Below are 18,528 nucleotides of genomic sequence, written 5' to 3' on the forward strand. Positions count from 1 at the left end.
GGACGCGGGCTCGCCCCCGTCTCCCCTCTCGGTCGCTCACCGCCGGTCGCGCGTCCGCTCAGACCTCCGGAACCCCGTCCCGTCGGAGTGCGGCGGCGATCTGGTTCTTCTGTATCTCGTCCGTTCCCGCCGCGATGCGGCGGCCGCGTGCGAGCCGATAGAGATACTCCAGCGGGTGACCCTGCTGGTAGCCGTTCGCGCCGTGGACCTGGAGCGACTCGCTGACGACCGACTCGACGGTCTCGCTGGCGTACAGTTTCGCGACGGCCGTCCCGAGTCGGTCGGGTGTCCGCCCGGCTTCGACCGCCGACCGGCCGGCCGAGTAGGTGAGCGCCCGTGAGGCCTGTAACCGCTTCGTCGCGTCCGCCAGCTTCCACTCGATCCCCTGGAACTCGCCGATCGCTTGGTCGAACTGGACGCGGTCCTCGGAGTACTCCAACGCCTTCTCGAGGGCGTTGCGCGCGAACGCGTTCGCCAGTGCCGCGCTCCCGAGACGTTCCCAGTTGAGCGCTTTCAGCTGCCGTTTGAACCCGTCGGACCCACGGGTGAGCACGTTCTCCTCCGGGACGACGACGTCCTCGATGTAGAAGTGCGTCTGCTCGTGGCCCGCCATGTTGGTGAAGTGCTGTTGTACCTCGACGCCGTCCGCGTCGAGGTCGAGGACGACGGTGCCGAGCCCCTCGTCGAAGTGCGTCCAGACGACGGCCGCGTCCGACTCCCGGACCCGGGAGACCCACGTCTTCTCCCCGTTCATGACCAGTTCGCCGCCCTCCTCGCGGACGGTCGTGTTCATCGATTTCACGTCGGAGCCGGCCTCGGGTTCGGAGATCCCGATCGCGACCGCGCTCTCGCCGGCGGTCACGGGTTCGAGGTATCGCTCCTTGACCGTCTCGGTCCCGAACATCTCGATCGCCCGTGGACCGACCATCTGTTGCTCGTAGAGGAACTGTGCCGTGTCCGGGCACACCGCGCCGACGACCTCGATGGAGAGGATCGCCTCCAGCTCCGAGAGCCCGCCCCCGCCGTACTCCTCGTCGATGTTGATCCCGAGGAAGCCGCGGTCGGCCAACAGTTCGACGTTCCGCCAGGGCGTCTCGCCGTCCCACTCGAAGGCGTCGTCCGCGAACTCCGTCTCCGCCAGCTCCGAGAGGGAGTCGACGATCATGCGCTGTTCCGCAGAGAGTGCGAGCATGGCCGACGTGGTCGCCCCGGCGTGAAATAACTGCTGGAGGGGGGAGACGCGGATCGGGTCGAGGTTCGGCCCGCTCGCTCGACCGGCACACCGCTCACTCGATCGACCGGTCGTAGTCGGGGTCGCGTCGCTCGCGGAACGCCGCGACGGCCTCCTCGTGTTCGGGGTCGTTGACGCACTCCCACTGGTACGCGATCGCCGACTCGCAGTGGTCCGCGAACGACCCCTGCTCGGACAGGAGCGCCTTCGTCCGCCCGACGGCCAGCCGCGGGTTGTCCCGGATCCCCTCGGCGATCGAGTACGCCTCCGCGAGCGGATCCTCGACCACTTCGGAGACGAGCCCGAGTTCGGCGGCGCGCTCGGCGTCGACGTCGCGGCCGGTCAGGAGGAGCTCCCGGGCGGGGCCCTCGCCGATCAGCCGCGGCAGGAGCCACGCGCCGCCGTCGCCGGGGACGAGGCCCACGTTCACGAACGCCTCGCTGAACAGGGCGTCCGGACCGGCCGTTCGGACGTCGCAGGCGAGCGCGAAGTCGCAGCCGGCGCCGACCGCCGGCCCGCCGACCGCGGCGACCGTCGGCGTCGGGTTCGTCCGCAGCTTCCCGACGACCGCCTGGACCGACGAGAGGAACTCGCCGTAGGCCGCCTCCCCCATCGCGGACCAGTCGGGCATCTCGGTGACATCGGCCCCGGCACAGAACCCGCCTTCCGAACCCGTCAGGACGATCGCGTACACGTCTCCGTCGTCGTCCGCGCGAGCGAGGGCCTCGTTCAGTTCGGCAACGGTGGCCCCCCGGAAGGCGTTCCGGACCGCCGGCCGGTCGATCGTCACGGTGGCGATCCCGCCGTCGACGTCGTAGCGGACGTCCTCGCCCGTCATCGGCCGATGACGGTCCGGTCGACGAGGCGGTCGTTCACGAAGTCCCAGTCGATCTCCACGCCGAGCCCCGGGCCGTCCGGGACCGTTATCGTTCCCTCCGAGGTCAACCGCTCGGGCGACTCGACGAACCCCTGCTGGTTCATCCAGTCGACGCCCTGCGGGTGAACGAGGGAGTGCTCGAAGTAGTTCGAGTTGCGGATCGCGCTCATACAGTGGAGGGTCGCCGGGCCACCGATGTGGAGTTCGACGTCGAGTCCGAACGCCTCCGCGACGTTGGCGATCTTCATCGCGCCGGTGATCCCGCCGTCCTGGTGGACGTCCGCTCTGACCAGCTCGACCGCCTCGGCCGCCATGTGGTCAGCCCGCCCGAACGGCCCCGTTCGGACGTGTTCGAGCCCGAGCATTGGGGTGTCGAGCTTCCGCGTCAGGTTCTTGCTCGCGTTGATGCTCTGTCCGGTGTCCGCCATCGGGTCCTCGTACCAGTAGAAGCCGAGCTCGTCGAGCACCTCGCCGACCCGCAGCGCCTCGCGATAGGTCCGATAGCCGCTCGCCGGGTCGAGCATGAGGTCCATCTCGTCGCCGACGCGGTCCGCGACCGCGCGACAGATGGCGACGTCGGTCTCGACGTCACCCTCCGGGTAGCCGTGGATCTTGAACCCGGGGTAGCCGCGGGCGAGACAGTCCTCGGCGAAGTCGGCGTACGCCTCGGGCGAGTTCAGCCCGTCCGGCGCGGAGTCCATGAAGAACGTCGAGGCGTACGCGGGCAGCTCCGTCCGCCACCCGCCGAGCAGCTTCGAGACGCTCTCGCCGTAGTGTCGTCCCGCCAGGTCCCACAGCGCGACGTCGATCGGCCCGAGACCGAAGTGGTCCGTGTGACGGAAGGTCCGCCAGACGTCCTGCCAGATCGACTCGCGTTCGAGCGGGTCTCGGCCGAGGAGCAGATTCTCGGCGGCGATCTCGACGTGCGTGCGCATCAGCTCGCCGTAGGTGATGCTCCGGTAGTGGCCCTCCGTCCCGTCCGCGGTTCGCACGGTGAGGATCAGCCCCGTCGGTTCGAGCGTGTTCTCCGGGTCGTACACCTGGTGGACCTGGTTGGCTCCCGCGGTCCCGACCGACTCCAGCTCGTACGTGAACTCGGTGAGCTCGATCTCGTTGATCCGCATTCCGAGAACCGAACACGGGAGACGAGTTATAGTTATGGTCCGGTCACCCCGATCCGCCGGGTCGAGAGTTATAAGACGCCGCTCCGAAGGGGAGAGACGATGTCCCACACGCCAGACCGGCTCGTTCAGCTGTACGGTAACTTCACCGCGACGGTCGTCTCGGACGCGCTCGACGAACACGGGATGGACGGGGTGATCACGGGACTCGACCCCGCACACCCCGACCACACGGCCGTCGGGCGGGCCCGACCGGTCGAGTTCGAGCCCGCTCCCGAGGACGTCGACCGAACGAACTTCCCGTTCGACCTGTTCGCCGAGTTCGCGGCCGACGACGTGCTCGTCCTCGACGGGATCTCCGCGGAGACGTCCCACTGGGGCGAGCTCGCGTCCCGCCTCGCGGGAACAGCCGGGGTTCGGGGAACCGTGATCGACGGCGGGTACCGGGACTACAACGGGATCCGGGACGGCGAGTACCCGGTGTTCGGCGCGGGGACGACGCCGCGGTCCGGGCAACCTCGCGTCCGGATCGCGTCGATCGGCGAGCCGGTGACGGTCGGCGGCGTCGAGATCGCGCGGAACGACGTCGTCGTCGCCGACGCGACCGGGATCGCGGTCGTCCCCGAGGACGCGGCGCCGGCGGTCGCCGAGACCGCGAGGGAGATCCTGGGCAAAGAGCTCGTGTTGGACCGTCGGGTCGAGAACGGCGCGGACGTGGAGACGCTCGTGGCGGAGTACGACGGGTTCTGATCGGGGGTATCTGTCGGGACCCGAACGGACCCGCCGGAACCCGAACGGACCCGCCGGAACCCGAACGGACCCGCCGGAACCCGCGATCCCGGACGAAAGCTTATGCGGGTGCCGCGATAGCACCGCTCATGGACGAGAACGCCGACGCGGAGCCGTACGCGGAGATCGTCTCGGGGACCCCCGACAACTGGGGCGTCTGGGGCGATGACGACGAGCTGGGCGCCCTGAACCACCTCGATCCCGACGCCGTACTGCGCGGCGTCGGGGCCGTCTCCTCCGGGGAGACGTTCACGCTCGGCACGCCGATCGGCCACCCGGACGGGGACCCGATGTGGCCGACCCGGGACGACGCCGACCACCACATGCTCCGGGACAAGGGGCACTTCGAGGCGGGGAAGGTCACCAGGGAACCGTACGGCGGCTGGGAGAACTCCGACGACCTGGTGTACCTGTACAACCACGGCACGACCCACGTCGACGGGCTCGCACACGTCTGGTACGGCGACGAACTGTACAACGGGTTCGACGCGGCCACGACGAAGGGCGGGATCGAACGCTGCGGGATCGAACACGTCGCCGATCGGGGGATCGTCGGTCGGGGAGTGCTGCTCGACGTCGCTCGCCACCGGGACGTCGAGTATCTCGACGCGGGCGAACGGATCACGCTCGAGGAGCTGCTGGCGTGCGCATCCGAACAGGGCGTGGAGGTCCGCCGCGGCGACGTCCTCCTGATCCGCACCGGGGCGATGGATCTCTTCTACCGAGAGGGGGCCGACGCGTTCTACGAGGAGTTCGAGACGACCCACGGCGGGGAGCCCGCGCTTGACGAGGCGGGGATCACCTACACGGAGGAGCTGGTCGAGTGGTTCGACGAGCGGGAGATCCCGATGCTCGCGACGGACACCGTGACGGCCGAGCAGACGATCTCCGAGACGACCGGGACCCGCCTGCCGCTCCATCCGGTGCTGCTCCGGGACCTGGGCGTGCTCATAAGCGAGATGAACCGGCTCGGCGACCTCGCCGCCGGCTGTGCCGAGGACGGGCGGTACGAGTTCCTGTACGTCGGCGCGCCGTTACACGTCGTGGGCGGGACCGGCGGCCCGATGAACCCGATCGTCGTCAAGTGAACGCGGCCGGCGTCCGACGAGGAGCGAACGGTCCACCCTCGCCCCCACGTCGTGTCACTACTCGAACGAGTCGAACACCCGACCGAGCGTGGCGAGCCGCCGGTCCCGTCGTCGGAGGACCTCGTCGTCGGACTCGTCGTACTCCAGGAAGCCGCGGCCCGACTCGATCCCCGTTCGTCCCGACTCGAGGAGTTCGTCGAAGGTGTCCTGGGCGGTGTCGTCGTTACACAGGTGCGGGTAGAGGTGTTCGGCGACCGTTCGGAACTGGTCGACGCCGGCGATGTCCATCGTCTCGAACGGGCCGATGACCGCGGTCCGCCGGGCGTAGCCGTCGCGGACCGCGGCGTTGATGTCCTCGACGGAGGCCACGTCCTCCTCCAGGAGGTGGACGGACTCGCGGACGACTGCGTTCTGGATCCGGTTCCAGACGAACCCGGGAACGTCCCGTTCGACCGTGATCGGTCGGCGGTCGACGTCCTCGAGGAACGCACGCGTTCGGTCCATCGTCCGGTCGGAGGTCCACTCGCCCCGGACGACCTCGACCGGCTCCAACAGGTACGGCGGGAACCACCAGTGGCAGCCGACGACCCGCTCGGCGGCGTCCGGCACCGCTTCGGCGATCTCTGTGACCGGGATCCCGGAGGTGTTCGACGCGAGGACCGCGTCCGACGGTGCCGCCTCCGCGACAGTGGAGAACACGTCGCGCTTGATCGACAGGTCCTCGGGGACCGTCTCGAGCACGAGGTCGGCGTCGGCGACGCCCGCCGGGAGGTCGGTCGTCGTCGAGACGGCCTCGACGACCGACTCCGGCGACCGCTCGGTGAGTCCCCCTTCACGGAGTTCCTCGACCGCGTTCCCCATCCGATCCGCCGCCTGTTCGAGGTTCTCCTCACGGTGGTCGACGAGCGTGACGTCCTGGCCGTGAAGCGTGAAGTGGACGCCGAACCCCTGTCCCATGTTCCCGGCGCCGACGACGGTGACGTTCCGTGTCATACGCCACCCAGACGGGTGGTCGACAAATAAGTTCGGTGCGGACGGTCGGGCCGTCAGGTCGTTCGATACGACGGCGGCGGCTCGCGCTCACGGCTACCAAAACGTTTTATTGTGGTTCCGCCATCTACCTATCAGCTAATGAAAAACAGCGACGCGATCATCGACTGCCTCACCGCGAACGGGATCGACACGGTGTTCGGGATCCCCGGCAAACAGACGCTGCCGTTGAACGAGAGCATCAGCGAGCGGGACGACATCCAGTTCGTCATGGCTCGACACGAGACCAACGTCTCCCACCAGGCCTGGGGATACGCCGAGTCGAGCGGGGGAATGGCGGCGACGGTCGTGATCCCGGGCCCCGGCGACATGAACGCGATGAACGGGCTGAAGAACGCGCTAAACGACTGTACGCCGCTCCTCCACATCGCCGTCGAGACGGAGCCCGATATCCGGGGCGGCGACGGGATCCACGAGACGCCGCCGGACACCTACGACAACGTCGTCAAGGAGAACGTCACCGTCGAGACGCCACAGAGCACGGTCGCCGAGCTGGAACGTGCCATCTCGATCGCGAAGACGGCCCCGAAGGGACCGGTCCGCGTCGGCATCCCGAAGAACTTCGTTCCGATGGAGATCGAGCCGGCCGCCGCGGGCGACATCGCCGTCCCCGAGCCGTGGGACGCGCCCGAACCCGAGGTCCGCGAGGCGAGCGAGCTCCTCGCCGCGGCCGACGAGCCGATGATCGTCGCCGGCGGCGGCGTCCGAGCGGCCGACGCCAGCGATGAGCTACGCGCCGTCGCCGAGTCGCTCGAGGCCCCCGTGGCGACGACCTACAAGGGGAAGGCGACGTTCCCGGAGGACCACCCCCTGTTCGCCGGCATGCTCTGTGGCGGGACGAGCGCGGCGCTGAAGCGGTGCCTCGAGGAGTCGGACGTCGTTCTCGGGGTCGGGACCGACTTCGACGCGGTGTGGACGAAACACTGGTCGTACGACATGCCCGACGAGCTCGTCCACGTCACGATGGACCCCTCCGATATCGGGACGGGCTACGAGCCGAGCGTCGGGATCGTCGCAGACGCCGCGCGAACGCTGGCGGCGGTGGACGTGGACCTCGCGGACCTGTCGGTGACGGGCGGCGACGGCGAGGTCCGGGCACGCGAGGTCCGCGAGGCCGAAGCCGAGCGGCTGGCGGAACTGCGGGACGTCTCCGAGGCGCCCCTCACGACGGCGAGCGCAGTGACGGCGATCCGCGACGCGCTGCCGCGGGAGAGCGTCGTCACGGCCGACGCCGGCGGGTCACGGATCTGGACGCTGATGTCGTTCCCGACGTACGCGCCGCGCGATTACGTCAATCCCGGCTCCTGGGCCTCGATGGGGCTCTCGATCCCGGCCGCGGTCGGCGCGGCGGTCGCCAACCCCGACCGGCCGGTCGCCGCCTTCATCGGCGAGGGCGGACTGCTGATGTGTCTCGAGGAGCTCCACACGATCGCCGCGGAGTCGCTCGACGTCACCGTGTTCGTGTTCAACAACGACGACTACGCGATCATCAGCGAGGAGGCGGAGCGGTCCTACGGGCTCGGCGAGGGGGCCTACGGGTGGCCCGAGTCCCCGCTCGACTGTCGGGACATCGCGAAGGGTATGGGCCTCGACACGGCTCGCGCGGAGACCCCCGCGGAGATCGTCGACGCGACGGAGACCGCACTGGAGAGCGGCCCGACTCTCGTCGAGATCCCCACCGACCCCTACGAGCCACAGGCGGGGACGTTCATGACTCAGTGAGGGACGGGGGACATCCGAGCCAACGACACCCACGGGACGCGATCCCGCACCACAACCTATTTACTCGGTGTCGGGATGGGTACGGACGTGACACCAGAGATCACCAAGATCGAGTCGACCGAGTTCGCCTACGAGATCGAGGACGTGGGCTACAGCCCCAACGGCTTCAGCGTCGTCTACGAACCGGGCGCGACGAACACGCGGAAGCTGTTCGCGATCAAGGTCCACACCGACGCCGGGATCACCGGCGAGTACGTCGGCGGGAACTCGCCGGGCGCGGCCCAGATCAACATGTTCGCCGACTACCTGATCGGCAAGAACCCGTTCGACCGCGAGAAACACTGGAGCACGATCAACCGAGCGCTCCGGAAGTACGACCGGATGGGGATCGGCCCGATCGACATCGCGCTCTGGGACTTCGCCGGGAAGTACTACGACGCGCCGATCCACGAGCTCCTCGGGACCTACCGGGAGCGGTTCCCCGCGTACGCGTCGACCTATCAGGGCGACGAGAACGGCGGGCTCGACTCGCCGGAGGCGTTCGCCGACTTCGCCGAGGAGTGCCGCGATCTGGGATACGGGGCGTACAAGATACACGACTGGGGCGGCGACTGGACCGACCCGGACAAGACGGTCGAGACCGTCCTCGAGGTCGGCGAGCGCGTCGGCGACGAGATGGACCTGATGTTGGACCCTGCCTGTGAGCCGCCGACGTTCGCGGACGCGATACGGATCGGGAAGGCCTGCGACGAGGCCGACTTCTTCTGGTACGAGGACCCCTACCGCGACGGCGGCGTCTCCCAGCACGGCCACCGGAAGCTCCGGGAGATCCTCGACACGCCGCTCCTCCAGACGGAGCACGTCCGCGGCTTCGAGGCGCACACCGACTTCGTGGCGAACGACGCGACCGACTTCGTCCGGGCCGACCCCGAGTACGACGGCGGGATCACCGGCGCGATGAAGATCGCGAGGATGACCGAGGGGTTCGGTCTCGACGTCGAACTCCACGCGCCCGGACCCGCACACCGGCACTGTATCGCGGCGATCCGGAACACGAACTACTACGAGATCGCCTTAGTCCACCCGGACTGTCGGAACACCCAACCGCCGGTGTACGAGGGCGACTACTCGGACTTCCTCGACACCGTCGACGACGACGGCATGGTGACCGTGCCCGACGGTCCCGGGCTCGGAGTGGAGTACGACTGGGACTTCATCGAGGAGAACGCCACGGGGAGCGTCCACGTCTACGAATAGGGCACGCCACCCGCCCGACGTTCGGCAGCCCGGAACGCCGAACCGGCGGTGACCACGCGACACGTGGATACCGCCGCGGGAACGGCGAGCGGGTCGGCTCGATCTCGTCCGGTGTGGTTAGTCATCGCGGAGAGCGCGTTTGGCTGTGGGGAACAGTTTTAATCCCCGGGAACCGATCGGCCTCCATGGCGACCGCCCCACCCGAGTACGACGGGCCCGTTCAGGCCGTGGAACGAGCGATGGCGATCGTGGAGGAGATCCGCCGTCGGGACGGAGCCGGTGTGACCGAACTCGCCGACCACTTCGGCTTCTCGAAGAGCACGGTCCACGACCACCTGACGACCCTGGTCCGGGCCGAGTACCTCACCCGGGAGGGAGACGAGTATCACGTCGGATTGCGTTTCCTGAATCTCGGGGGATACGCCAGACAGCGACGGGAACTTCACGAACTAGTGAAAGACGAGATCGAGGACCTCGCGGAGGAGACGGGGGAGTCCGCACAGTTCGTCGTCGAGAACAACGGGCGCGGGATCTACCTGTACCAGTCGCTCGGCGGCGACGCGGTCCGGACGGATTCACACGTCGGGACCCGTGTCCACCTCCACGCCACCGCCGTCGGCAAGACGATCCTCGCTCACCTTCCGGAGGACCGCGTCGAGGGGATCCTCGATCGACACGGGATGCCCGAATGGACGGAGCACACGATCACCGACCGGGACGAACTGTACGACCAACTTCGGGAGATACGTGACCGTGGCATCGCCTTCGACGACGAGGAACGCATCCGAGGCCTCCGATGCGTCGCCGTACCGGTGATCCGCGACGGGGACGTGCTCGGGGCCATCAGCGTCTCAGGGCCGACGAAGCGGTTCGACGACCAGACGTTCCTGGATCGAATGCCGGACCTCGTCCGGAGCACTGCCAGGGTGATCGAGATCAACGCCAAGTACACCTAACGCCCGTACGGTCGATCTCCGTTCCGTAAAGGGGAACGAATTGCTCGATCGGTTCGCGTCGTGTGAACCGTACGGAAAGCCGCGATCGTCGCCCATCACCGAACGTTCGGTCCTTCGGGTTCGATCGCTCCGTTTCCGGCCACTCCTCTCTTTACAATCGTAGTAGTGTAATTTCTCGTGACGGTGCGAGGCGGGCGTCGGTGATCCCCCGTTCGCTGAAGGTCGCCGGCACGCGTTTTCGCTCCAGCGACGGGGATTGTTCCGATGTGGGGAACACGATCGCCGACCTCTCCGAATCCCGTCGAAGGAGCGACGGCCGGTCGGTTCGCCGAACGGGCGGTGTCCTACCCGAGGAGTCGGTCGATCTCCTCGTCGAGCCGCTCGTAGAGTTCCTCGGCGCGACGCTCGTTCTCCGCCGAGAGCGGCTCGATCGGTTCGCGGACGGTTCCGCCGTGGAGTCCGGCGCAGTCGAGCCCCTTCTTCACCGCCGGGACGCTGATGGCGGCCGGGATCCGGTTGCGCTCGCCGGTCCGACCGCGGAAGCTCTGGTAGGGGAGACAGACGTCCCGCAGCTCCCGGGCGCGTTCCCAGTCTCCCGCCGACAGCGCGTCGAAGAGGGTGAGTCCGACCTCGGGGCGGAAGTTGCTCACGCCGGCGGAGAAGCCCTCGACCCCCTCGGCCCAGAACGCGACCGCGAACGGTTCCGCGAGCCCGTCGACCCAGACGACGTCGTCGTCCCCGGCGGCGATCCCGGCACCGAGCTTGACGGGGTCCTCCAGCGCGTACTTGATCCCGACGATGGAGTCGAGGCGGGTGAGGTCGCCGAGGTACTCGACGGAGGGCTCGAACCCCTTGACGTACGGAACCAGGGGACGGTCGGTCGCGTCGCCGAGCTTTCGGTAGTACGTCAGCAACCCTCGCTCGTGGACGTAGGTGTGGTCCGGCGGCATGACCATCATCGCGTCCACGCCGACGTCCGCGTACTCCCGAGCGAGCGCCCTCGCGTCCGCCGTGCTCCCGCCGACGCCGGCCAGCACGCACGCGTCGTCCGGGAGCGTCTCGACCGCGGTCTCGGCGGACGCGACGCGCTCACGTGCGGAGAGCGAGTGGTACTCGCTGATGTTCGCGGTCGCGAGGAAGGTGCGAATACCCTCCGCGTAGAGCGATTCGGCGTTCGCCGCGAGCTCGTCGTGTTCGATGTCGAGGTCGTCGTCGAACGGCGTCAGGAGTCCGGCGGCGACTCCGCGAAGCCGCTCGGCGACCTCGTCGCTGGTGAGTGGCACACGTTCTCAAGCACGCCGGTAGCTCATAAACCCACCGGGTTTCGTGATCGCTCGATCGCCCGATCGAGGCGACCCTCGCCGCATACCCACTTATTTATGCGACGACGTGCATCCGTCGGGTATGGACGTGCTCCACGCGGCGATGTGGGTCGAAGACGTCGAATCGGCTGAAGCGTTTTACACCGAGGGGCTCGGACTCCACCGAACCCGCGAGTTTGAAAGCGACGACGGAGCGACGAACCGCTTCGTCGGCGGGAAGAGCGACGCGGAGATCCAGTTCAAGTACTACGCCGACGACGCCGATGGCGGTGACGGCGAGGATAACGGCGACGACGGCGGCCCGGCGAGCGGCTTCGACCACGTCGCCGTCGCAGTCGAGGACATCGAGGAATCGATCGCGACGCTCACCGAGGAGTTCGACAGCGAACTCCTCAAGGGTCCGAAGCACCTGGAGGACAAGGACATCCGGATCGCGTTCGTCACCGATCCCGAGGGATACACGGTCGAACTGATCGAGCAGATCGAGTAGCGACGCCCGGCGCTTTCGACTCCCTCGATCCGCAGGACGCGACCGCCAGCTGAGCGACAGTCCTGACCGGCTATCGGACCCAATATTCCAATATTCAATATATCAAGTATATCTGATAATTGTGCCGAACGAGTCAGATCTGAAGGATCACCGATTCGCCAAGTGTCATCCATCGTCTAGACGGATCCGCGGAAAAGCACTCGACCGATCTCCGTGGCGAAGGTAGAGGACCGACACGCGTCGAGGAAGTCGAACTGATCCCGGATCTGACGATCCGCAGGTCTCCGGGAGACAACACCATGATCTCTGTGGAACATACGGATCCGGTCAGTACAGCCACCTTTTTTTCGTCGGATTCCCTCGCTCACTGGGTTCGCTTCGGGAACCGCTCCTCGAAAACCCTGGAGGGAAAAAGCCGACTCCGCCGTCTCCGACGGCTCCGTCGGTGAACCGTCACTTCGTCGCCAGCACTTCGCGCCGGCTGCCGGTGGCGCGTCGCGCCACGCTGTTCGCGGATGCTCAGTACAGGGTATTCACATATCGGCCATGTGGTATTGCTGTTCACTTAAAGATCGCCGCTACCGATGATCGGTCGTACGTACTTGGTGATTAGACTCCGCCACCACGATTGTAGAAGTGGTCTTCTTGCGGTGTGGAGTCAGAAAAGAACACAACAGCCGAGACTATAATCAATAATACGCCGATGATGATCGCATATATTGACCACATCTCTATTTGGCCAGATACAAGTGGATAAATGATTAGTCCTGCCACAATGAGGCCGACCATACCACCAGTCAGTTGATTCCCGCTGAGTTCTTTATTCATGTCTAGAAATATCCAACGAGCCAATATAATACTTGGCGTCAAGCAGGCATAAAATGGTCAGATGTGTTGAAACAGAAAGTGTAATACGCACCCCCGATCTACCAGCTGTTTCATCCTATATTATGTCTGAAAATGGAGTACAACGGAGCTAACGCGATGGTCTCGAGAGAGATACGGCCATGAAATCCTACCCGAACATGGCACGGAACGTGTGGAGAGATGATCCTTCCGAACGTCTCTCGAGGACTCGAGTCCACGATACCGAAGACGTGGTCGGGACGGTCGCTTGGGATCGAATCAGTCGCTGGATCAGTATATTACTTTACTGGTAAATAGCATTAATCATAATTCTTCATACGTTTATTTTCTGGATCTCACGAGCGCGAGCGTCCGGATCCGTCGCTACCACCACGAGGTCGCCTCGCATGGAGTCGTTCCCGTGACGTGGTCGCCGACTCTCCTCGGAAACCCTTATCGGCGCGGCCGCTGCCTCTCGGACATGACGAGCGAGAAGGCGAAGATGCTGAACGGGGACCCATACGACGCCATGAACTCCGAGCTCGCCGCCGAGCGAGAGCGCGCACGGGATCTCACGGCGCGATACAACCGAACCGCCGCGGACGACGGCGAGACGCGGCGGGAGTTGCTCTCCGAGCTGTTCGGATCGGTCGGCGAGGACGCCGCGGTCGAGCCGCCGTTTCGCTGCGATTACGGCTATAACGTCCACGTCGGCGACGACTTCTACGCCAACTTCGACTGCGTCTTCCTCGACGTCCGCCGGATCGAGATCGGCCGGAACTGCCTGATAGGTCCGGGGACGCATATCTACACCGCGACGCATCCGACCGACGCGGCGGAGCGCTCCGAGGGTCTCGAGTCCGGCGAACCGGTGACGATCGGCGACGACGTGTGGATCGGCGGGCGGGCGGTGCTCACCCCCGGCGTGTCGGTCGGCGACGGCTCCGTGATCGCTGCCGGAGCCGTCGTCGTCGAGGACGTTCCCGCCGGAGTCGCCGTGGGTGGGAACCCGGCGACGGTGGTTCGAGAACTCGACGACGAGGAGTGATCGCGCTCAATCGCCCGCGACCGCGAACCGGGAGGCGTCGCCGTCGGCGGTCGGCGCGGTGAGCCGCGAGACGACGACGGTGAGCGCGAGCGAGAGGAGCATCAGCCCGAGCGCCACGTCCCATCCGCCGGTACCCGCAACCGCGACGGTACGCGGGAGCGTCGGAACGAGCGGGAGGACGGACGACAACACCACGAGGAGGTAGACGGCCTGCGGGACCGCGATCCCGACCGCCATCCCGTCGCGGGTGGTCCGGTCCCGGTAGAGCGCACAGATCACGGGCAGCGACAGCAGCGCGAACCCGGAGAACGCGGTGTCGCCCACCTCGATCAGCGTTCCGGGCCGGAGGAGGCTCGCGAGAAACGCGAGGGTGGCGAAGACGACGACGCCGAGCCGGGCGGTCCACGCCTCCCGGCTCGCGGAGGCGTCCGGGTTGACGAACGGGCGGTAGAGGTCGCGGGTGAAGTACGACGACCCCGAGAGCAGCATCGAGTCCGACGAGGACATCATCGCGGCCATCGCGCCGGCGATCACGAGCGCGGCGAACCACGTCGGCGTGTACGCGTTCAACACGACGGGCAGCACGTTCGCACCCTCGGGCACGTCGATCGGCATCCCGGCCGCCCACGCGCCGAGCAGGAACGCGGGCAGAAAGAGGAGGAGCACGAGGACGGGCCACAGCGCGAACGACCGCTTGAGCACCGCGCTCGAGTCCGCGACGAAGAAGCGCTGGTTGATCTGCGGGAACATCGTCACGCCGAACGCGATGGTGATCGCCGTCGAGACGATGAACCCGGGCGTGTAGACCCCGCCGCCGAAGCTTCCGAACTCGGGACGGGCCGTCAGCATCGACCCCGTCGCCGCGCCGACGCCGCCCACGGCCGAGACCACCCAGGCGGCGGCGATCCAGACGATGGAGAGCATGAACAGCCCCTGGATCGTGTCGGTCCACGCGACGCCGCGCATCCCCGCGAGCGTGACGTACGCGATCATGAACGCGGTGACGAGCGCCGCCCCGCCCCAGTAGGGGACCGCACCGCCGGTCAGGCCGACCAGTGCCTCTCCCGCGCCCATCTGCTGGAGCATGACGTACGGGAACAGCCACAGGAGGCTGACGCCGGCGACGAGTCCGCGGAGGCCCCGGGAGCCGAACCGGTCGCCGAGCATCTCGCCGAGCGTGACGTAGCCGTGTCGCTCGCCGATCAGCCACTGCTTGTAGCCGACGACGTACCACAACACCGCGAACAACACCCCGTCGAGCGTCCCCATCACGACCAGCCACTCCGGGCCGGCGGCGTACGCGAGGTTCGGGCCGCCGAAGAAGGTGAACGCCGAAAGCAGCGTGGCGAACGTCGTGAACAGCAACACCAGCGTGCCGATCGACCGGTTCGCGAGGTAGTAGTCCTCCGCGGTCGACTCGGTGATTCGATAGGCGACGAGGCCGATCGCGAGCGCCGCGATCAGATAGCCGACGACGACGCCGAGCCCTATCCCTGCGGTCATCGACGCTCACACCCGTCGATCACGGTGTCGGGTCCACCGTCGGTCGCGGCGTCGGGTCCGCAGTCCCCTTCCCCGGCGTTTCGTTTCTCGGCGTCGAGCCCCATTCCGCGCTCCCACGCGCCGCTTCGAACGAACGCCCGAAACGCGAGCGCAGAGAGCCCGAGCCAGCCGACGTGCCACCAGATCCACACCGGCAGCCCGGCGACGACGCGATCCACACCCCACAGCGGCCACGGGACCGCGAACGCGACGAGAACGGCGAACGTCGGTACCCACACGAGGTCTCTCGAACGTCTCACCACTTGGGAATATCATGGGGTCGAACCGACTAAACGCTGTTCCTTGGGCTCCGGGACGACCACGCGACGACCGATCGACGACCGCGAAACCCCGCGATCGAGATCGTTCGGCGATCGACGACGCTCGCCGAGGGTCCGCGGGTCGACAGGTATTTTTCCGGACCGATCCTATCCGAAACGGGACGACGACTCGTCGTCCGTTCACATCACCATCACTCATCACATGAACGACACAGCCAAATACCTGATCCGCGCCACCATCGCGGCCGACGGCGTCGTCGAGCGGAGCGACGTCGTCGGCGCGGTGTTCGGACAGACGGAGGGGCTCCTCGGCGACGAGCTCGACCTGCGCGACCTCCAGGAGTCCTCGAAGGTCGGCCGGATCGACGTGGAGATACGGTCGGAGAACGGCCAGTCATTCGGCGAGGTGACCGTCGCCTCGAGCCTCGACAAGGTCGAGACCGCGATCCTCGCGGCCTCGCTGGAGACGATAGACCGGATCGGTCCCTGTGGGGCCGCCGTGGAGGTGACGAGCATCGAGGACGTGCGCGCGGCCAAACGCCGCGAGGTCGTCGAACGCGCCAAGGAGCTCGTCGCGAGCGGGTTCGAGGAGACGAGTCTCGGCAGCGACGACGTGTTGGAGGAGGTCCGCGACGCCGCCCGCGTGGAGGGGATCGTCGACTACGAGGGGCTTCCCGCCGGCCCGCGGGTCGGCGACTCCGACGCCGTCATCATCGTCGAGGGGCGCGCGGACGTCTCGACGCTACTGGAGTGCGGGATCAAGAACGCGGTCGCCGTCGAGGGGACGAACGTCCCCGACGCCGTCGCGGAGCTGACCCAGTCACGGACGGTCACCGCGTTCCTCGACGGCGACCGCGGCGGCGAACTCATCCTCCGCGAGCTCGCACAGGTCGGCGACGTCGACTACGTCGCGTTCGCCCCGCCCGGCGAGTCCGTCGAGGACCTCGACCGCGGCGCCGTCTTCGAGGCGCTCCGCGGGAAGGTCCCCTACGAGACGCTCGCCGACGCGCCGAACCTCCGGGAGGCGGCCGGAAGCGACCCGGGACCCGACGCGGACGAAGAGGAACGAACCGACGGCGACGACGGGAAGAGAGCCGCCGACGCCGACCCCGGTCCCGATATCGCCGCCGGTTCGTCCGAGTCCGACGCGTCGATCGTGACCTCCGACCCGACCGATGTCAACGGAGCGAGCGAGGCCCGGGAGCCCGAACGTGACGTGGATACGGACCCATCGACCGTCGACGACGGTTCCGATGACGGCTCCGATTTCGGTTCCGGGGGCGTCACCGAAGCGTCCACCGTCGACACGGATGGCGCCGGTTCCGACGACGATACCGACGGCGAGGACGATACCGCCGCCGACAACACCGATTCTGCCGACAACACCGATTCTGCCGACAACACGATCCCCGCCGACAACGACGCGGACCCCGATACCGCCGCCCCTACCGACTCGACTCCCGCCGACGACGAGCCCAGGTCGCTCGAGGAGCACGTCCAGGAGGTCGTCGATCGCGAGAGCGGGCTCGCGAGGTTGCTCGACGACGACCTCGGGGTCCTCGAGGAGGTCCAGGCCGGGGACGCGTTTGACGCGGTCGAGGACGCGTCCGACCCGCCTCACGCGGTGATCGTCGACGGTCTGGTCGACCAACGGCTGCTCGACGTCGCCGCCCAGCGCGGGGTGAGCCGGCTGTTCGGCCGCGAACTCGGCGACTTCGTCAAACGGCCGATCGGAACGCGGGTCTCGACCGTCGGCGACCTCCCGATCGAGGCGTGAGCGGGTCACCGGAGCGAACCGGAGCGGTGCGGACGGTTCGCCCGACGGCTCACGCCAGCCCGAGCGTGCCGAGCAGCGCGAACAGCGCGTCGCCGTAGGTGACGGAGACGACCAGCCCGGCCGCCATCGGCACGACGAACGGCATCCCGGGCGAGACGCGAACCGTCTCGCGACCGACGACGACCTCCAAGCCCTCCCGGAGCGTCCCGGGGTCGGTCCCGTACGCCCCGTGGTCGATATCGGCGAGGAACCGCTCGGCGGCCCACGGGTCGTCGAAGTCGGGCCCGTCCTCGTCGCCGTCGGGTTCGTTCTTGCCGCCGTCGGACTCGCCCCCGTCTGTCCCGACCAGCTCTCCTCCGTCGGTCGCGGGGCCGACGTGGGTGCCGCCGTCCGTCGGGTCGAACGTGTCCGTGACGCTCTCGGGGTCGCGGAGGCGGTCCGGAGCGTCCCGGAGCTCCGCGAGCGTCAGTCCGCGCCATCGGAGGTACATCCGGAGCGCGTCCAGGTCGAGCCCGTTCCGGGTCGTTCCCTCCGCGTCCTCGAACAGCCGCCCGTGTCGCTCCGGGAGCGAGGCGGTCGACACCGGGCGGGCGAGGAACATCGTCGACGACCGCTCGCCGGTCCCGAGGTTGAAGGCGGCGAGCCCGATCGGGTAGGCCAACCCGAGGAGCACCGTGTTCGTGAGGATCGTGAGCGAGAAGACGCCGAGGACGGTCTCGACGAGCGGGAGCGAGACCCCGGCGATCCCGTAGCTCGGGAACGTCGGGAAGACGATCGCGAGCGCGATGAGCGCCTTCGCGTCGGCCCCGCCGAACGCGCCGAGGTACCAGAACGCGTAGCCGAGCGGCGCGACGAACAGCAGGCTGACGGCGACTCGAACGAGGAACCATCGCCCGTCGAGCCCCGCGAAGGGCCAGAGCAGGGCCGCATCCCAGAGGAGAAGCAGCGCGCCGAACGCGTACAGCGGCGGCCAGATCCGGTTGGGAAGCCGCCGGGTCCGGACGTCTCGGACCGCCGCCCAGCAGAAGACGGGGACGACGATCAGTCGGAGCGCGTCCGGCAGGGTCGCGAACATGTCGACACGGCCGGGTCGGGAGGAATTAGGCGTTCGGGTTCGGCTATCGACGATGA

At 67.5% G+C, this 18,528-nt stretch carries 17 protein-coding genes; 8 read left to right on the plus strand and 9 right to left on the minus strand.

Annotated features, from left to right (window positions below; genetic code table 11):
- Positions 1–58 precede the first annotated feature (58 nt).
- The 3 genes from EAO78_RS12765 to EAO78_RS12775 all read right to left on the minus strand — a co-directional run bounded on the left by EAO78_RS12765 (position 59) and on the right by EAO78_RS12775 (position 3,232).
- Entirely contained in the window at positions 59–1,192 is a 1,134-nt protein-coding gene (locus tag EAO78_RS12765) for an acyl-CoA dehydrogenase family protein (protein ID WP_122106217.1), read from the minus strand.
- Positions 1,193–1,286: 94 nt separating this feature from the next.
- Positions 1,287–2,069: an enoyl-CoA hydratase/isomerase family protein gene (locus EAO78_RS12770; protein WP_122106218.1), complete on the minus strand. Its 783-nt coding sequence runs from the start codon at positions 2,067–2,069 to the stop codon at positions 1,287–1,289.
- Complete coding sequence (locus EAO78_RS12775) at positions 2,066–3,232, minus strand: enolase C-terminal domain-like protein (protein ID WP_122106219.1); 1,167 nt, start codon at positions 3,230–3,232, stop codon at positions 2,066–2,068. Before EAO78_RS12775 ends, EAO78_RS12770 begins: the two co-directional genes overlap by 4 nt.
- A gap of 99 nt (positions 3,233–3,331) precedes the next feature.
- On the opposite strand from EAO78_RS12775, the gene EAO78_RS12780 reads away from it, so the two are divergent.
- Complete coding sequence (locus EAO78_RS12780) at positions 3,332–3,979, plus strand: RraA family protein (RefSeq protein WP_122106220.1); 648 nt, start codon at positions 3,332–3,334, stop codon at positions 3,977–3,979.
- A gap of 128 nt (positions 3,980–4,107) precedes the next feature.
- Entirely contained in the window at positions 4,108–5,106 is a 999-nt protein-coding gene (locus tag EAO78_RS12785; RefSeq protein ID WP_122106221.1) for a cyclase family protein, read from the plus strand.
- A 57-nt stretch (positions 5,107–5,163) separates the two neighbouring features.
- Here the strand turns inward: EAO78_RS12785 and EAO78_RS12790 are convergent, their stop codons facing one another.
- On the minus strand, positions 5,164–6,099 hold the full coding sequence (locus tag EAO78_RS12790) for a 3-hydroxyacyl-CoA dehydrogenase family protein (protein ID WP_122106222.1): 936 nt from the start codon (positions 6,097–6,099) through the stop codon (positions 5,164–5,166).
- Positions 6,100–6,237: 138 nt separating this feature from the next.
- On the opposite strand from EAO78_RS12790, the gene EAO78_RS12795 reads away from it, so the two are divergent.
- The 3 genes from EAO78_RS12795 to EAO78_RS12805 all read left to right on the plus strand — a co-directional run bounded on the left by EAO78_RS12795 (position 6,238) and on the right by EAO78_RS12805 (position 10,091).
- Positions 6,238–7,878 (plus strand): thiamine pyrophosphate-binding protein, encoded by a 1,641-nt coding sequence (locus EAO78_RS12795; RefSeq protein ID WP_122106223.1) that lies wholly within the window; start codon positions 6,238–6,240, stop codon positions 7,876–7,878.
- Between the two features lie 87 nt (positions 7,879–7,965).
- The gene (locus EAO78_RS12800) at positions 7,966–9,135 is read left to right on the plus strand and encodes a mandelate racemase family protein (RefSeq protein ID WP_122106258.1); all 1,170 of its coding nucleotides are present in this window, start codon (positions 7,966–7,968) and stop codon (positions 9,133–9,135) included.
- 185 nt (positions 9,136–9,320) lie between these two features.
- Positions 9,321–10,091: an IclR family transcriptional regulator gene (locus EAO78_RS12805; protein WP_122106224.1), complete on the plus strand. Its 771-nt coding sequence runs from the start codon at positions 9,321–9,323 to the stop codon at positions 10,089–10,091.
- 344 nt (positions 10,092–10,435) lie between these two features.
- Here EAO78_RS12805 and EAO78_RS12810 read toward each other — a convergent pair whose 3' ends face one another.
- Positions 10,436–11,374 carry a dihydrodipicolinate synthase family protein gene (locus EAO78_RS12810; RefSeq protein WP_122106225.1) on the minus strand — a complete coding sequence of 313 codons (939 nt, stop codon included), beginning with the start codon at positions 11,372–11,374 and terminating at the stop codon, positions 10,436–10,438.
- A gap of 121 nt (positions 11,375–11,495) precedes the next feature.
- Between EAO78_RS12810 and EAO78_RS12815 the strand changes: the two genes are divergently transcribed.
- Positions 11,496–11,903 (plus strand): VOC family protein, encoded by a 408-nt coding sequence (locus EAO78_RS12815; protein ID WP_122106226.1) that lies wholly within the window; start codon positions 11,496–11,498, stop codon positions 11,901–11,903.
- A gap of 609 nt (positions 11,904–12,512) precedes the next feature.
- Here the strand turns inward: EAO78_RS12815 and EAO78_RS17725 are convergent.
- A complete protein-coding gene (locus EAO78_RS17725) occupies positions 12,513–12,731 on the minus strand; it encodes a hypothetical protein (RefSeq protein WP_136516508.1) in 219 nt (72 codons plus the stop codon).
- Positions 12,732–13,230: 499 nt separating this feature from the next.
- Here EAO78_RS17725 and EAO78_RS12820 point away from each other — a divergent pair, with 499 nt between their 5' ends.
- Positions 13,231–13,797 (plus strand): sugar O-acetyltransferase, encoded by a 567-nt coding sequence (locus EAO78_RS12820; RefSeq protein ID WP_122106227.1) that lies wholly within the window; start codon positions 13,231–13,233, stop codon positions 13,795–13,797.
- 6 nt (positions 13,798–13,803) lie between these two features.
- On the opposite strand, the gene EAO78_RS12825 is transcribed toward EAO78_RS12820, so the two are convergent.
- Both EAO78_RS12825 and EAO78_RS12830 read right to left on the minus strand, forming a co-directional pair.
- Entirely contained in the window at positions 13,804–15,300 is a 1,497-nt protein-coding gene (locus EAO78_RS12825) for a sodium:solute symporter family protein (protein WP_122106228.1), read from the minus strand.
- Positions 15,297–15,602 (minus strand): DUF3311 domain-containing protein, encoded by a 306-nt coding sequence (locus EAO78_RS12830; protein ID WP_122106229.1) that lies wholly within the window; start codon positions 15,600–15,602, stop codon positions 15,297–15,299. Before EAO78_RS12830 ends, EAO78_RS12825 begins: the two co-directional genes overlap by 4 nt.
- Positions 15,603–15,822: 220 nt before the next feature.
- Between EAO78_RS12830 and dnaG the strand changes: the two genes are divergently transcribed.
- Positions 15,823–17,397 carry a DNA primase DnaG gene (gene dnaG / locus EAO78_RS12835; protein WP_122106259.1) on the plus strand — a complete coding sequence of 525 codons (1,575 nt, stop codon included), beginning with the start codon at positions 15,823–15,825 and terminating at the stop codon, positions 17,395–17,397.
- 49 nt (positions 17,398–17,446) lie between these two features.
- On the opposite strand, the gene EAO78_RS12840 is transcribed toward dnaG, so the two are convergent.
- A complete protein-coding gene (locus EAO78_RS12840; RefSeq protein WP_122106230.1) occupies positions 17,447–18,472 on the minus strand; it encodes an A24 family peptidase in 1,026 nt (341 codons plus the stop codon).
- Positions 18,473–18,528 lie beyond the last annotated feature (56 nt).

The sequence above is a fragment of the Halobellus captivus genome, from assembly GCF_003697845.1.
GTDB lineage: Archaea > Halobacteriota > Halobacteria > Halobacteriales > Haloferacaceae > Halorubrum > Halorubrum glutamatedens.